This window comes from Streptomyces sp. H27-C3 (genome assembly GCF_030063415.1).
Lineage (GTDB): Bacteria > Actinomycetota > Actinomycetes > Streptomycetales > Streptomycetaceae > Streptomyces.
On sequence record NZ_JASITA010000001.1, the window covers coordinates 223398 to 238380 of the forward strand.

The window sequence follows — 14983 nt, forward strand, 5'->3', positions numbered from 1 at the left end:
CTATGCACAGGCCCCGAGAGCGGGCAAGGTCAGAGGGGCTGATTTCCGCTCAACCTCGCGCATCCCGAGCAACTCGGTGGGTTCCCCCTGTGTCCTGCCCGACAACACCATCCGGACACAGGGGAGTTCACATGTCGGTACGCAGAATCCGGACCGGGCTGACCGGAACGGTGGTGGCGGCAGCGGTCGTCGCCACCGCTTTCGTGACGCCCGCAGCGGCCCGGGAGACCACGGGACACGACCGCACCCAGGAGGCGATCGAGGCCGCGGTGAAGGCCGGGGTGCCCGGGGTGGTGGCCCAGGCCCGGGACGAAGACGGCAGCTGGACCGGGACCGCCGGCGTCGCGAACCTCAAGACCGGGCAGGAGCGGGAGGCGCCGGACCGCTACCGCGTCGGCTCGATCACCAAGACCTTTGTCGCCACCGTCCTGTTGCAGCTCCAGGCCGAGGGCAGACTGGACCTGGACGACACCGTGGACCAGTGGCTGCCCGGGCTCATACGCGGGAACGGCAACGACGGCCGCCGGATCACCGTCCGTCAGCTGCTCAACCACACCAGCGGGATCTACAGCTACACCGAGGACCCCGACTTCGTGAAGAGCGTCTTCGGCGACGGCTTCTTCAAGCACCGCTACGACACGTGGATACCTCGGCAGCTGGTGAAGACGGCCATGGGGCACAAGCCCGACTTCGCCCCCGGCACGAGCTGGAACTACTCCAACACCAACTTCACCGTCGCCGGAATGGTCATCGAGAAGGTGACGGGCCGCTCGTACGGGAAAGAGATCGAGCGGCGCATCCTCAAGCCGCTCGAACTGCGGGCGACATCGGTCCCCGGTACCGACGCACGGATGCCCCGGCCGAGCGGGCGGGCCTATTCGACGCTGTCCGTCGACCCAAATGCCAAGGTCCACGATGTCACCGAACTGAACCCGTCCGCAGCCGGGGCCGCCGGCGAGATGATCTCCAACTCCTCAGATCTGCAGCGCTTCTACCGTGCCCTGCTCAAGGGCAGGCTCCTCCCCAAGCAGCAGCTCAAAGAAATGATGACCACGGTGGCCGTCGGTGACCAGATGCCCGAGGGCGGGTACGGGCTGGAGCTGATGCAGCTCAAGCTGAAGTGCGGCAAGGAGGTGTGGGGCCATGGTGGCGGCATCCACGGCTCATTGTCGGAGGCCCTCGTCACCCGGAACGCCGACCACTCCCTCGCCTTCAACTTCAACGGCGACTGGTCCGGTGACTCCGGAGCGGTGATCGAGGCCGAGTTCTGCAAGTAGCAAACGCTCACGCACGACACCGTGCCGCCGTCGGCCGCGACCCCACGTCCGGCGGCGGCACAGCGCGGGGTCCGCTTCTTCCCGTGTCCGCCCGGCGCTCATCTACGGTGGGCCCATGACCGACACCTGGGAGCCCACCGCCACCGGCGTCCTGAGGCTCCCCTCCGGCCGCCTGATCAGAGGACGCGCACTCCGCCGGACACGGCCGACCGGTCCGGTGCCCGAGTTCGCCGTCCACCTGCTGGGCAAGCGGCCCCCTGACGTCCCCTGGGAGGCGCGGTGGTTGCGCTGGCCCGACTTCCGGCTGCCCAGCAGCCACGCCGAGGCACGCGCCGTGCTCGGCGAGGCGTGGGAGCGGTCCAAGTCCGGACGCGTCGAGATGGCCTGCGGTGGTGGCCGTGGACGCACCGGCACGGCCCTGGCCTGCGTCGCGGTGCTCGACGGCGTACCGGCCGACCAAGCGGTCGACTTCGTACGCCGCAACTACGACCCGCGCGCCGTCGAGACCCCCTGGCAGCGCCGCTTCGTTCTGCGCTTCACCCAGTTGTAGCGCCACCTCCCCGACCTCAGCGCGATTGCCTCACGTCGCCCGGCAGCAGCACGACCACCAGGGCCACACCCGCGACGACGAAGTTGCGGGCGGCGGCATCGAGTCCGTTCCAGGTCTCCGACTGCCACATGGCGAACCACTCGCCGCCGATGGCGATGAATCCCGCGCCGAAGAGCAGCAGGACCATGAGCAGGCCGTACGTCCCCAACCGCCTGGCGCGCCCCAGGTCGCCCCCACGGAGAGCCTTCACCCAGTGGACCTCCGCCACAATCAGCACGAGTGCGGTGACCGTCTCCCACGCGATGACGGCGATGTACGCGATGTTCTGCACCACGGTCGATTCGATGGACCGCCACATGAGGTCCTCGTCCTTGAACGTGCTGTCCATCGCCAGGACGTGCCGGACGAACTCCTGGTTCGTACCGAAGTCGGTGATGTTACCGAAGGCGACGAGCGCCATGTAGAGAGCGACCGTGGCGACGAGCACGGTGGCGGCGACGGCGAGTGGCTGCTCCGCGTGTGAGTTCCTGACAGTCATGCGCCCATGTGTCCTGGATCCATTGCCTGTTCAGCCATTTCCATTCGGCGCGGTCCCGCCCGGGCCCGCATCGGCCGCGCCCTACCGAACGTGATCTGTCCACGTCATACTGCGGGGCCGATGACCGACCGAGGGGACACGTGCATGAGCATGGACCGGCGGAGCTTCTCGCAGGTGCGGGTGCGATGGCCCTTTCCGCGACCGCACTGCTCGGAGCACCGAGCGCGCTCGCGGCGCCACGAGTCCTCTTTATACAGGACTGGATGACGGGCATTGGTGACGCCACACCCTTGCAGCGACTGACGATCCCGGGCACCCACGACTCGGGCGCACGTGTCGGCGGCCCCTGGGTGGCATGTCAGAACACATCTGTGGCCGAGCAGTTGAACAGTGGTGTCCGCTTTCTGGATGTGCGCTGCCGGGCCACCGGCGACTCCTTCGCCATCCACCACAACGCGTACTACCAGAACCTGATGTTCGGCGACGTCCTCATCGCCTGCCAGGACTTCCTGCGGGCGCACCCCTCGGAGACGGTCCTGATGCGCGTCAAGCAGGAGTATTCGGAGGTGGCCGACGCGGAGTTCCGCCGGGTCTTCGACCTCTACCTCGACCAGAAGGGCTGGCGGCCGCTCTTCCGGATCGACTCCGGCCTGCCGTCGCTGGGACAGGCCAGGGGGAAGATCGTGCTGCTCGCCGACAACGGCGGGCTCCCCGGCGTCCGGTACGGCGACTCGGCCCTCTTCGACGTCCAGGGCGACTACATGGCCGAGCCCGGCGCCAAATACCCAAAGATCGAGGCACAGCTCCGCCGGGCCGCGCAGCAGCCCGGGAAACTGTTCCTCAACTACGTGAGCACGTCCGTCCTGTTGCCGCCCCGCTGGAACTCCGACCGGCTCAACCCCAGGGTGCACAGCTTTATCAACGGGCCCGAGGCCGGGGACTGGAGGGGGCTCGGGGTGGTTCCGATGGACTTCCCCAACACCCGCTCGGGCCTGGTGGAATCCCTCCTGCGGCACAACCCGGGGCCGGGCATCGGCCGCCGTCCCTCGGTGTGACCCGGCCGGACGGCGGCGAGCAGTCTCCCGGCCGGGACGGACCGCCCCTCGGTCAGTACGGCCGGTCGCCCGAGATGGCGACGCGCTCGGCGACCCGGCGGTGCGGGCTGTAGTCGTTGACCGCGTAGTGCTGAGTGGCGCGGTTGTCCCAGAAGGCGATGTCGCCCGCCTGCCAGTGGAACCGCACCTGGAACTCGGGCACATGGGCCTGCTGGAACAGCAGCCGAAGCAGCCGGTCGCTCTCCGCCTGCTCGAACCCGACGATCCGGGTGGTGAAGGAGGCGTTGACGAATAGCATCCGGCGCCCCGTCTCCGGGTGACGTCGCACCACGGGGTGCTCGACCGGCGGAAACAGGTCCTGGAACACAGCGAGTTGAGCGGCCGACAGGAAGCGGGCGAAGCCCGGGAGGAAGTCGTGGACGGCGCGGGCGCCGTCGATGCGCTCCTTCACCTCCTGCGGCAGGTTGTCGTACGCCGCCGCCATGTCGGCCCACATCGTGTCGCCACCCACCGGCGGCACCTCGCGCAGCTGGAGCACGGCGCCCAGCGCGGGCCGCTCGCGGAACGTGACATCGGTGTGCCAGACGTTCTCGAAGGTGGGCACCGCGGTGCGGTCGAAGCGGACCACGTCCGGGGAGTCACCGGAGGCGAGCAGCGGATTGGTCTCCAGCTCGCCCCAGTTGCGGGCGAAGACACGCTGCGCGTCGGAGGACAGGTGCTGCCCCCGGAAGAACAGCACCTTCCACTCCAGCAGGGCTCGGTTGATCTCCTCGCGCACCGCGGAGGATTGCGGCTCCGACAGGTCCAGGCCCCGGATCTCCGCGCCGATGGTGCGCCCCTGCGGAACCACCTCGAAGAGCTCGTAGGGACGGTCCGCCCACCCCTCCGGGACGCGGCGCAGCTCACGGGGACCTTCGTACAAGCCGTCGGCGGGAATGCGGTGGTCCCGCAGGGTGACGGGGGCGGAAATGGAAGTGGAAGTGGCGCATGTTGCGGATGTGATGGTCATGGGTCTCCTCAGAGGAGCGGGCCGACGGCAAATACGCGGGGCCGCGCGAAGAAGGCGAAGAGGTACGACGCTGAAGAGGCAGCGGGGCCCGGCGTTGTACGGGGGCGGTGCTCAGCGACAGGAACGGACCGGCGGGGAACCCACCCGGCCGCGGCGGCACAGGAAGCTGTGACCGCGGGGGGCGCACTCACCGCGGGGACCGCTGTGGCGGAGCTCCCCTGCGCGGTGGTTCTCGTACGTCGTTCCCATGTCAGGCACCGTACATCAGTCGAGCCGCGGCTTCGCCCGGCGCGGGGCGGCGGCGTCACCGCCGCAGGCGACCACGAAGCCGTACGGTGAGGACCGTAATTCTACGATTTGGCACGATTCCAGAACCCGGGTGACGTGATGTGCTGGAGCGCGACGGCCGACCTCGTGGCGGGCGTGGGCATCGCCGGGGTCGGGGTGGCCTGCGTGGCGCGGCTGCGTCGGGTACGCGACCTGCCGCTCGCCGCGCTGCCGCTGCTCCTCGGCGCCCACCAGCTGGTCGAGGCCGTCGTCTGGCGCTCCGGCGGCGGCGCGGGTCCCGCGACCGCGGCCTGGGCCGTTATCGCCCTGCCGCTGCTGGCGTGGTGGGTGCCGCTGGGTGTCCTGCTGGCCGCGCCCGCGCGCCACCAGCGCCGTCTACTGGCCCCGGCAGCGGTCGGGCTGGTCACCGCCGCGGTCCTCACGTGCTCCCTCACCACCCGGCCGGTCTCGGCGGAAGTGCGCGGCCACACGATGGGCTACGCCCTCGACCTGCCGAGCGCTCCCCTGCTCGTCGCGGGCTACCTCCTCGCCACCGTGGGTTCCCTGTTGCTCGCCGCCGATCCGCTGCTGCGGCTGCTCGGCGTACTGACCGCGGCCGGGGCGGTGGTGTGTGCGCTGCTGTGGCGGCTGGAGTTCGTCTCCACCTGGTGCGCGGTGGCCGCGGTGGCCTCCGTCGTCCTGTCGGCATGGGTGCGGCGCCGCCCGGAAGGCCTCGAAGCCCGTCCCGCGTGAGCAACCTCCCCACAGACAGGGCAACTCCCCGGCAGCAGGGGGCCACTGCCGGGGAGAGGGGGTCGGACACACCCCCTAGCTGAACGGGTCGAGCGAGATGAGCGCCTGCTGCGGATTGCCGTCGTGCACCAGTGACTCGTGCGCGCCGACGTCGTCGAAGGCGAAGCCGTACGCCTTGCCGTCGACCATCTGCTGGTGAATCTTCCGGGAGTAGTGGTTGGTCACTACGTCCTTGTAGAAGTTGGCGTTGTTCGCGTCGGGCTGGTTGGGGTTGGTCAGGAGCGTGGAGCGGTTGAATCCCGCGCACAGGGTGCGCGAAATGGGGCCGCGCACCAGGTCGTTGGGCGCGTCCAGCCGCTTGTAGCAGCCGAAGATACTGTCGGCGTCGGGCCTCTGGAACGAGGTGACGACCGCTCCGGAGCTGTTGGTGAAATTCATGACGTTCCCCGAGACCCTGCCGAAGTACTTGGTGTTCGGCTGGTTCGCGAAGGGCGTCACGGTCAGGGTCGAGGAGCTGTACCTGCTCCACACCCGGATGATGTAGTCGCCCATGACCGAGGTCGGCAGAGTACCGCCCTCAATGCCGTGATCTGGGGCGAGCGCGCGCAGGACAGTGCCGTCGGGGCGCGTGTGAATCAGATTGCCCCAGCCGCCCGGCTGGCCCCTGAGGGCGCTGAAGAACGCGTTGTAGCCACCCGGCTTGAGGCGGCCGGTGGTCTTCACGGCTCCACCGACCGGCCTGACACCGACCGAGTACGGCGCGGAGAACATGTCGACCTGTGTGCTGTTCAGCCACAGCCCGGAGTCATTGAGGGTGTACTCCGACCAGTTGAACAGGATGTTCCTGTTCGGGTCGGACGGGTTCTGCACCGCCGGCTGCACGAGGCCACCGGTGGTCACCTTGAACACCAGTTTCTGACCGTACGAGAAGTAGACCCGGCCGGAGAACTTCGGCATCTGAATCGTCCTGGTCTGGCCGTTGGCCGGTCCGGCGATCGACGCGTCGGGCGCCGGCGTGGGCGGGTTGCCGCCGACGGGCCAGGGGTGGAACGTTCCGTTCGCGTCGGCCCAGCCCTGCCGACCCGTGGAGAGCTGCGTCCCCAGGTTGTAGATGTAGATCGGCTCACTGCGGCCGGAGTTGTTGGTGATCTGGAGCGGGATGGTCGCGGGGACCGCTTGGGCGGGGGCCGCGGCGGCGACAGCCGTGAACCCTGCGGCAAAGAGCACAACCGCAACGAACGGCCTCAGTGTTTTCCATCTGGCAAGCACGTTCTTCCTCCTCGAGGCAATTCCCGTTGGAGCAGAGTGCGAAGTACCGGCGTCGCACGCGGGACGGTCGCGTTCGATGTTCGCGTGGGGCGGGGGCGGTACTCCAGAGTTCCTTGAGAGCGCTCTCAGCGTTGCGCGGTGAGCATGGCATATCAATCGTCTAGACCAACTTGGCCGAGTGTGCCCTCGGTGTGGTGGGGCGCGGCCGGTCGTACCGTGGAGGGACGGGACAGTCTCCGTACCGATGGCGGGAGCCAGTGATGGCCGGCGAGATCTCCTTCTTCGAACTGGGCGTCGGCGACGCCGAACAGGCCCGCACGTTCTACGAGGGCCTGTTCGGCTGGACCTTCGATCCGGGCCCGTCCGACGGCGAGGGGTTCGCGATCCGGACCCCCACTGTTCCCGGCGGCCTGCACGGCGGGGACGCGGGTGCGAACCCGTATCTGTTCTTCAAGGTCGACGACATGAAGACCGCGATCGAACGGGTCCACGAGCTCGGCGGGACGGTCGACGACATCGACCTGGGCGGCGACGAGGCCTCGGTCGCCCGGTTCGGCCGCTTCCAGCTCTGCCACGACGACCAGGGCACCCCCTTCGGTCTGCACCAGCCCCCGGCGGAGGCCTCCTAGGACTCCTGCGCGGCGGGGCCGGGGCCGGGGTTCACGGCGTGGCCTTTGGCGAACGTGTAGTGGAACGTGCCGCCGTCGTCCGCGGTCCGGTGCAGGTCGGCGATGCCCCGGTCCCAGCTCGCCACGTCGGTGCACCCTGCGGCCAGTGCGTCGTCCCGGACGGATTCGATCATCGCTATGAAGGTGCTGCGGGTGAAGCCATCCACCAGGGCCGGCCGGGTCGAGTCGGCGTAGACGGTACGGGCTCGGACAGCGACGTCGTCGTACCCGGCCGCGGTCAGCAGCGGTTGCAGCTGCCGCCCAACCAGCGCGTCGCCACCGGCTGCCGCCTGGAGCCGGATCTGGTGACCGATCACCACCCGCGCGTCGGCGCTGTCGGGGTGGAGGAACGCCGATCCGTGATCTCCCTCGATCACGGTGATGGTGCCCCCGGTCTCAGCACGCGCCGCAAGGAGGCCAACGCGCGCCGGGGGTCGGACAGGTGCTCCAGTACGAAGCAGATGCACAGGTGGCCGAAGGACCCTTCGGCGTAGGGCAGTTGGAACAAGTCGGCCTGCCGCCAGGTAACTTGTCCGCTTCGCGGATGATCGCGGAAGCGTGCGCGGGCCTGGGAGAGGGACACCTGGGAGGCGTCGATCGCGGTGATGTGGGCCCCCGGACTGTACTCGACAAGGTGCAGGGTCTGGGCCCCCACCCCGCAGCCCACCTCCAGCACCCGGCTTCCCGCGGGGTACGCGGTGCCGACGTGCAGCAGCGCCGCCAGCGTGTCCGCCTGGTCGCCCAACCGCCGGGCCTCGTGGGCGTACCAGCGCCTGACCGAGGACGGCCACATCGCCGGACACGTCAGGGCCGGGACGATCGTCGTCGCCGCGCCCGTGACGGCGCCGACACCACGCCCGTCACGCGCACCGAACTCGCCACAAGCACCCACCGGATCGCCGCCGGCCACGCCGTTCACCCGCGAGCCGGGGTCGGACGTCTTCGACGCGGTGCGGGCGGCGCCGGCCAGGATCGACCTGAGCCCCGGCGTCCCCGACCTGGCCTCGTTTCCGCGCGCCGCATGGCTGCGCGCGAAACGCTCCGTCCTCGGCAGCGCCGCGGCGACCGAGTTGGGATACGGAGATCCCCGCGGGGCGCCCGCCCTGCGGCTGGCCGTCGCGAACTGGCTGGCCCGCAACCGCGGCGTCACTGTGCATCCGGATCAGGTACTCGTCGTCGCCGGCACCGCGCAGACGCTGGGCCTGCTCGCCCAGGTGCTGCGGCAGGACGAGATTCCGAGGTGGCGGTGGAGGACCCCGGATCGCTGGGCGCCCGCCAGCATCTGCGGCACTGGCAGATGCGGACCCCTCCCGTCGCGGTCGACTCCCGGGGAATCAGCGTCGATGAGCTGTATGCCTGCGGCGCCCCGGCCGTCCTGGTAACGCCCGCCCACCAGTTCCCCACCGGCGTGGTGCTCGACGGCGAGAGGCGCCGGGAGCTGATGCGGTGGGCCGACGGGGGCGGGCTGATCATCGAGGACGACTACAACGCCGAGCACCGCTACGACCGGCCGCCGGTCGCCGCGCCGCGCTCGATGCTCGCCGAGCGTGTCTGCTACGCGGGGAGCATCTCCAAGCTCCTCGCCCCCGCCCTCAGGGTGGGCTGGGTCGTCGCGCCCCCGAGGTATCACGAGGCTCTCGTCGACGCCAAGAGGCTCACCGACCTCGGCAACGCCGTGCTGCCACAACTGGCCCTGGCGCGGCTGATGGAATCGGGCGAGATGGAACGCAGGCTGCGCCACTTGCGCAGACGCCATCGCATGCGCCGCGACGCGATGATGAAGGCGATCGAGGAGCACCTGCCCCGTGCGCCAGTGCGGGGGCGCCGCGGCGGGTCTGCATCTGACGATCACCTTTGACGCCGCGTTCGCCGACACCGACCTCGCGACAGCCGTGCTCGGGCACGGCGTCAAGGTGCAACCGCTGTCCTGGCACTGCCGACGTCCGTACGCACCCGGCCTCGTCCTCGGTTACGTCGCGAGCACGCCGACCGACATCGCTGAAGGCATCGCCGTCATCGGCGCCGCGCTGCGGGACCTTTGAGGGCGGTACGCCGCTTCCACGACTGAACGTTCTTCGGATTGTCCGCACAGCGTTAAGGCATTCGTGGCGGCCGAGCAGGTCCGGAGCCGGTCGGATACGCCCGGAACGGCGACTTTGACGGTGATCCGTTACCACTCGCCCGTTTCCGCGTTGAAGGACTGTGAGGCCGCAAGTCCTGCGGCCGACCTTTCATCGTATAAGGAGAACTAATGTCGCGTATCGCGAAGGCAGCCGTAGTCATCGCCGGCACTGGTGCCATCATGGCCGGTGGAGTCGGCATGGCCACCGCTGACGCCGGAGCACAGGGCGTCGCCGCACACTCTCCCGGTGTCCTTTCGGGCAACCTCGTCCAGGTGCCCATCCACATCCCGATCAACATCTGTGGCAACACCGTGAACGTGATCGGCCTGCTCAACCCTGCGTTCGGCAACACCTGCGTGAACAGCTCGAGCCACGACAAGCACTACGACAAGCACCACGACGGCTACGGCGGCTGATCCTCGCCCCGGCACTGAACTGCGGCCTCCCCCACATCCCCGGGGGAGGCCGCAGTTCTGTGCGGTGCGAAAAATTCGGCACAGAAGATCCGGTACGGAAAATCAGGTGCGGCAGCACTGCCGCCGCTAGACGTAGCGGTAGTACCTGCGGTGGTCGAGGAGTTGCGCGGGGGTCACGTTCCACGGCGGCATCGGGTCCTGGAGGCTGAAGACCCGCCCCTGTTGCTCGTCGAATTCCGGCAGCTTCTTGCGCGGCAGATAACCGGCGCGCGGGTGCGCCTTCTGCCAGCGGGTCCAGAGCAGATCCATGAAGGAGTGGTGGAACCAGAAGACCGGGTCGTTGGGCGATGTGGCGCCCAACATCTGGCCTCCGACCCAGCGGTGGACCCGGTTGTGGTTGAGCCATTTGTCGGTCCCGCCGGGTCCCCAGCCCTCGATCTTGTTGCGGAACCCCCTGGCGACGGTGCTGTCCCACGGGGCCACGTCGTAGACGGGGTCGCTCAGCGCCTTGGCCACGTCCCTCTTGGTGGGCAGCTTCACCGGGTCGCCGGGCCGGCCGAAGTCCCGGGTGAGGAATTTTCCGTCGGTGACCCGTGAATTGATTTTCCACTTCCCGCCGGCGTAGGCGAACGGGCCCGTCATCACCTGCCGATCGCCGCCCCTGCCGTTGCCGCCGAGGAGGTCCTTCGCCCACAGCGACGCGCCGGGGGTGTTGTCCGTCGTCCAGTCCCAGTAGGGAACCGACACCGACGAGTCGACGGCCCGCAGGGCCCGCTCGAACTCCAGGAGGAACCTGCGGTGCCACGGGAAGAAGGAGGGAGTCATGTGCCCGACCCGCGGCCCGTCCTCGCCGTCCGAGACGTAGTACTGCCCGTGCATCGCGACGAAGTCGTCGTACTTGCCCGAGCGCTTCACTTCCAGGAACGCGTTGACCAGGCGTCTCTTCTCCGTACTGGTCAGGTTGCGCTGATTCTTGCGGGTATACACCGGTGCTGGCCCTCCTGGCTCAGATTCTGTGCGGAGGAGACTTCGACAGCTGGGCGGACCCCAGCTCGTCGACTGCGGCGCGGGCCAGGTCCAGCAGCGTCGGGAACGACTCGTAGTGGTTCACCAGGCTCAGATAGCTGCCGTCGGCGCGCCTCATGACGTGCAACGGCCGGCCGTCGATGAGGACCTCGACGGCCGGGTCGGCCACGGCGGTCATGGCCTCACCGGGCGGTCCGGAGCCCCCGGCCCTGCCGGAGCTCCTTGTGGCCACCGCGTTTTCCCCGGCGAAAGCCCTCTTGTCGGTCCACTGGATGTGCCTGCCGCGGTACATCTCGGCGGAGCGCTCCGACCGCCCCTCCGGGCCACTGTTCGCCGGTACGCCCGCCCGGGGGCGCCTGGTGAGGATCGGCGCGAGCACCCCGGCGGTACCCGCGATGACGCCCACGGCGAAGGCCGCGCGCAACACGATGCGGCGAGCCACCCGGCCCCCTCGCGCGAGCGTGGCGCTGCTTCTGGTGGTCCGGCCCATGACGTACGTCCCTCCCGTTGGTCCGCTCTCCCGACACATTCGTGCCTCGGCATTGACAACGAGACGACGAGGAAACGGTTCTCGTCCGGGGTGGCGGGCAGGTGTCTCCACAATGTCGCCGAGTTCCGCAAAACGACGTAGCCCGACACCTGGCTGGCATCGGGCTGCACCGGCGGGAAGGCTGATTCCCATGCGACACCGGGGTCAACGATCATGACGGGACTTCGTCACGCTCTCATCACCGGGTATTCGAATTCCATCTTTCACCCGGGTGGCCCTGATTGAGCCGCGCCGCGTCGCCAATGGCCTACTGACGAGCGCTCAGGCAGCCCCTTAGTAGGACTTTCCGCCTACTGTCGGAATCGTCGGTACGAACAACAGACAAGGAGGGTCCCATGCCCCTACGGCGCCTTTTCACCGGCACCTGCATCGGGACAGTCGTCGCCGGTCTCCTCGTCGCCGGTGGCAGCAGTGCTTCCGGAGACGAGACGCCAGGTCCCGCGCCCGTGGGGACGGACGCTCCAACTCCAGCCGTGCCAAGCCCCGCAGCCCCGAGTCCCGCCCCTCCGACTCCGCCGCCGGCAGCTCCACCGGCGGAATCCTCCGTCGCCGTCGGCGCCTATCTGCATTACGGGCCCGCCGGCGTGCAGCGGATGACCGAGCTGTCGCGCTGGTTGGGCGGTACGGAACTGAAGGTGGGGCATACCTACCTGCCGGGCGACCTCTGGGTGAACATCGAGGGCCGCCCGGAATTCCTCCGTTCCTGGGCCGAGTGGCGACGTGGCGCGGACGACCGGATGTTCGTGCTCAATGTGCCCATGCTGGAGCGGAACGAGGAGCATGTCTCCGACGCCGAAGTCCGCCGCATGCTGCGGTCCGGTGCGCAGGGGGCGTTCGACCAGCACTTCCGGAAGCTGGCCACCAACCTGGTGGATCTCGGCGTGCCGGACACGGTGATCGTGCTCGGCTGGGAAATGAACGGCACCACATACACGCATCGCTGCGGCCCCGATCCGGAATCCTGGAAAACGTACTGGCAGCGCATCATCACCACGATGCGTTCCGTTCCCGGCCAGAAATTCCGCTTCGACTTCGCGCCGAACCGAGGGCGGGACGCGGTCCCGTGGACCGAGTGCTATCCCGGTGACGATGTCGTCGACATCGTCGGAATGGACTCGTACGACCAGCCGCCCGGCGAGACGTTCGACGACCAGGTGAATGCCGAGTACGGCTTGCAGAAGCAGGTCGATTTCGCGGCCGCCCACAACAAGGCGATCTCGTATCCGGAGTGGGGTCTCTTCAGGAACGGCGACAATCCCGAGTACATGCGCCGCATGCTCGACTGGATCGCCAAGCACAAGCCGCTCTACCAGACCATCACGGACTACTGTCCGCACGGTGTCTGGCAGTGCGACGAGAACCCGGAATCGTCCAAGGTGTTCCGCTCGAAGCTGTTCGCCCTGCCGGCGCCCGTCGTGCCCGCACCGGTTCCGACTCCGGCGGTTCCCACGCCGACGGTCCCGACGCCGAAACCGACCAAGCCCACACCGGTCAAGCCGACTCCCGTACCCAACTCCGACGAGTGGTGCGTGCCCATGGACCTGGGTGACTGGGTCAACCAGTGGGTGGCGGACACCAAGGTCTGCACGAAGTACCGCTGGCCGAAGGGCTGGCAGTTCTAGAGCCGTGGCGGGCGGTCGGTCCGGGGTGTGTCAGCGCCTCGTACCTTCCGCCCGCAGGCTGTTCAGCCGTTCACGCCACTCACGCACGACGGGCAAACGGCTGTTCACGGTCGCGGCGGCCCAGTCCCGGGCCGTCACCTGTGACTCACGCAGACGCAGCAGTGGCTCCAGCTCGGGCCGGGACAACAGCAGCCGTTGATTGGTGACCGTCTCCGGGCGCCAGTGGCTCTTGTACGACTCCGAGCCGCGCAGCAGACTCAGAACGCTGCGGCCCGTGCTGGTGGCCAGGTGAGCGTCGTGGCGCAGCAACATCGTCGCCACGTCCACCTTCTTGTCCCTGAGCCCCGGATGGGCGCCGTACAGGTAGCCGCCGGTCAGATGCCCCGACTGAAGTGTCATCTTCGCGGCGACCACCTCGCCGTCCAGCCGGAATTCCGTGACCGCGGCCTCACCGTCGCGCACCATGCGCCGGGTGGCACGGACCAGGTGCTGCGCGAAGCGCGGCTTGAGGTGCTCGACGTTGACGCCGCGCCCCTGCCACTGGAGTTCGTGCAGGCGCAGCAGATGCCCGACGGCGTCCGGCAATTCGTGCTCCGCGACCACGCGGTCCTCGATCTTCAGCGCGTCGATCTTGCGCAGCTTGGCCCGCACGCGCTGGGCCCGGCTCGACGACATGCGCTTGACGAGCTCTTCGATGGGCTCGGCGGGAAGCTCCATGCAGGTCGAGTCCGCGAGCCGGCACCGGGCACCGGACCACATGTCGTACAGCTCCTCGACCGCCGCCCCGGGGCGTACTTCCCGCAGGTCGATCACCGCGTGCCGGGCGACGCGGTCCAGTCCGCGTTCCAGTGCGACGAGGGCGTTCTTCGCGTCCTCGTCGTCGACGAGGATGTCGAAGAAGTCGGAGATCCCGCCTCCCACGGGCACGAGCAGTGGCATCGGCCGATGCACGAGCATCAGGGGCGCGGCGCCGATCAGACGTCCGTCGCGGCGGGCCAGCACGACCCGGAGCCGCCCGTTCGACCCGTACGAGAGCCACCACGAGTGGAGCCACGCGTGACTCTGGAAGGGGGTGGATGCGGCGCAGCCGCGGTGGAGTCCCTCCCACTCCTCGCGCAGCTCGGCGAACCGGCGCGGGTCGCGGCACAGCGTGACGGCGAGACCCCGCTGCTCCCCTGCCATCACACCCGCTCCCGCTCCGCGTTGGCGGACCCGACGGCGTGGGCGGGGGCCGGTACCGACGTCGACGAGGTCCACTGGTGTCGCCGGGGGCGCACGAGAAGCACAAGACCGCCGATGAGACCGCCCGCGCAGGCACCCACGGCCATGCTGATCGGAACGGACGGCGAGACCTGCTGGGTCGGTGTGACGGCCTGGGAGAAGTGCAGGAGCTTGACGCCGGTGTTCTTCGACACCCCGTTACTGCTCACGAAGACGGCGTCGGCGACGGCGTTGGCGATGTCCGCCGCCTGGCTCGGCCTGGTGGAGGTGCCGGTGATCGCGATCATCGGCGAGTCGGGGGAGGTCTCCGTCTGGACGTGCGTGCGCAGGGTCTGCGCCGAGATTCCGGCGGCCACGCGCGCGTACGCGAGGGTGGAGTCGCTGGTGGCGATCCGGCCGTAGGCCTGGGCGTAGCCGAGGGCCGCGCCCGGGTCGGCGTCCTTGACGGGGGCGGCGACAACATAGCTGGTGGCGGTGTACTCGGGCGCCTTGAGCAGGCCGTACGAGCCCGCGCACAGGGTGCTGAGGAGCGCGCAGGCCGGGAGGGGCCACCAGACGGGCAGGGGGGTGATCTTCGCGACGAGCCGACTGATGTGTCCGGGGTCGGCGGGCCGCTGCTCGGGCTTCTCGGTCATGAGC

Annotated in this window: 16 protein-coding genes and 1 pseudogene; 8 read left to right on the forward strand and 9 right to left on the reverse strand. The window is 69.0% G+C overall.

The genetic code is table 11. From position 1 onward, the window contains the following. Positions 1-131 precede the first annotated feature (131 nt). Positions 132-1277 carry a serine hydrolase domain-containing protein gene (locus QMK30_RS00795; RefSeq protein ID WP_283515124.1) on the forward strand — a complete coding sequence of 382 codons (1146 nt, stop codon included), beginning with the start codon at positions 132-134 and terminating at the stop codon, positions 1275-1277. Positions 1278-1392: 115 nt separating this feature from the next. Next, the gene (locus tag QMK30_RS00800; RefSeq protein ID WP_283515125.1) at positions 1393-1827 is read left to right on the forward strand and encodes a protein-tyrosine phosphatase family protein; all 435 of its coding nucleotides are present in this window, start codon (positions 1393-1395) and stop codon (positions 1825-1827) included. 16 nt (positions 1828-1843) lie between these two features. On the opposite strand, the gene QMK30_RS00805 is transcribed toward QMK30_RS00800, so the two are convergent. Then, entirely contained in the window at positions 1844-2365 is a 522-nt protein-coding gene (locus tag QMK30_RS00805) for a DUF2165 domain-containing protein (protein WP_283515126.1), read from the reverse strand. Positions 2366-2550: 185 nt separating this feature from the next. Between QMK30_RS00805 and QMK30_RS00810 the strand changes: the two genes are divergently transcribed. Further along, positions 2551-3420 (forward strand): phosphatidylinositol-specific phospholipase C, encoded by an 870-nt coding sequence (locus QMK30_RS00810; protein ID WP_283515127.1) that lies wholly within the window; start codon positions 2551-2553, stop codon positions 3418-3420. A gap of 52 nt (positions 3421-3472) precedes the next feature. Here QMK30_RS00810 and QMK30_RS00815 read toward each other — a convergent pair whose 3' ends face one another. Then, positions 3473-4429 carry a TauD/TfdA dioxygenase family protein gene (locus QMK30_RS00815; protein WP_283515128.1) on the reverse strand — a complete coding sequence of 319 codons (957 nt, stop codon included), beginning with the start codon at positions 4427-4429 and terminating at the stop codon, positions 3473-3475. 387 nt (positions 4430-4816) lie between these two features. Here QMK30_RS00815 and QMK30_RS00820 point away from each other — a divergent pair, with 387 nt between their 5' ends. After that, the gene (locus tag QMK30_RS00820) at positions 4817-5449 is read left to right on the forward strand and encodes a DUF6629 family protein (RefSeq protein ID WP_283515223.1); all 633 of its coding nucleotides are present in this window, start codon (positions 4817-4819) and stop codon (positions 5447-5449) included. A 75-nt stretch (positions 5450-5524) separates the two neighbouring features. On the opposite strand, the gene QMK30_RS00825 is transcribed toward QMK30_RS00820, so the two are convergent. Beyond that, the gene (locus QMK30_RS00825; protein WP_283515129.1) at positions 5525-6676 is read right to left on the reverse strand and encodes a glycoside hydrolase family 64 protein; all 1152 of its coding nucleotides are present in this window, start codon (positions 6674-6676) and stop codon (positions 5525-5527) included. A gap of 302 nt (positions 6677-6978) precedes the next feature. On the opposite strand from QMK30_RS00825, the gene QMK30_RS00830 reads away from it, so the two are divergent. Beyond that, on the forward strand, positions 6979-7347 hold the full coding sequence (locus QMK30_RS00830; protein ID WP_283515130.1) for a VOC family protein: 369 nt from the start codon (positions 6979-6981) through the stop codon (positions 7345-7347). On the opposite strand, the gene QMK30_RS00835 is transcribed toward QMK30_RS00830, so the two are convergent. Both QMK30_RS00835 and QMK30_RS00840 read right to left on the reverse strand, forming a co-directional pair. Continuing rightward, a complete protein-coding gene (locus QMK30_RS00835) occupies positions 7344-7763 on the reverse strand; it encodes a hypothetical protein (protein ID WP_283515131.1) in 420 nt (139 codons plus the stop codon). The genes QMK30_RS00830 and QMK30_RS00835 overlap by 4 nt on opposite strands. After that, complete coding sequence (locus QMK30_RS00840) at positions 7760-8179, reverse strand: class I SAM-dependent methyltransferase (RefSeq protein WP_283515132.1); 420 nt, start codon at positions 8177-8179, stop codon at positions 7760-7762. Before QMK30_RS00840 ends, QMK30_RS00835 begins: the two co-directional genes overlap by 4 nt. Here QMK30_RS00840 and QMK30_RS00845 point away from each other — a divergent pair. After that, positions 8112-9428 (forward strand): annotated as a pseudogene (locus tag QMK30_RS00845) (aminotransferase-like domain-containing protein). The gene QMK30_RS00840 and the pseudogene QMK30_RS00845 overlap by 68 nt on opposite strands. 209 nt (positions 9429-9637) lie before the next feature. After that, entirely contained in the window at positions 9638-9925 is a 288-nt protein-coding gene (locus tag QMK30_RS00850) for a chaplin (RefSeq protein ID WP_283515133.1), read from the forward strand. 126 nt (positions 9926-10051) lie between these two features. Here the strand turns inward: QMK30_RS00850 and QMK30_RS00855 are convergent, their stop codons facing one another. Both QMK30_RS00855 and QMK30_RS00860 read right to left on the reverse strand, forming a co-directional pair. Then, positions 10052-10912 (reverse strand): tyrosinase family protein, encoded by an 861-nt coding sequence (locus QMK30_RS00855; protein WP_283515134.1) that lies wholly within the window; start codon positions 10910-10912, stop codon positions 10052-10054. Positions 10913-10931: 19 nt separating this feature from the next. Then, complete coding sequence (locus QMK30_RS00860; RefSeq protein ID WP_502963029.1) at positions 10932-11393, reverse strand: tyrosinase family oxidase copper chaperone; 462 nt, start codon at positions 11391-11393, stop codon at positions 10932-10934. Positions 11394-11836: 443 nt separating this feature from the next. Here QMK30_RS00860 and QMK30_RS00865 point away from each other — a divergent pair, with 443 nt between their 5' ends. Further along, positions 11837-13123, forward strand: coding sequence for a glycoside hydrolase family 26 protein (locus QMK30_RS00865; RefSeq protein ID WP_283515136.1), 1287 nt, complete (start codon positions 11837-11839; stop codon positions 13121-13123). A gap of 30 nt (positions 13124-13153) precedes the next feature. On the opposite strand, the gene QMK30_RS00870 is transcribed toward QMK30_RS00865, so the two are convergent. Next, the gene (locus QMK30_RS00870) at positions 13154-14305 is read right to left on the reverse strand and encodes a GNAT family N-acetyltransferase (RefSeq protein ID WP_283515137.1); all 1152 of its coding nucleotides are present in this window, start codon (positions 14303-14305) and stop codon (positions 13154-13156) included. Beyond that, positions 14305-14979 (reverse strand): YveK family protein, encoded by a 675-nt coding sequence (locus QMK30_RS00875; RefSeq protein WP_283515138.1) that lies wholly within the window; start codon positions 14977-14979, stop codon positions 14305-14307. Before QMK30_RS00875 ends, QMK30_RS00870 begins: the two co-directional genes overlap by 1 nt. Positions 14980-14983 lie beyond the last annotated feature (4 nt).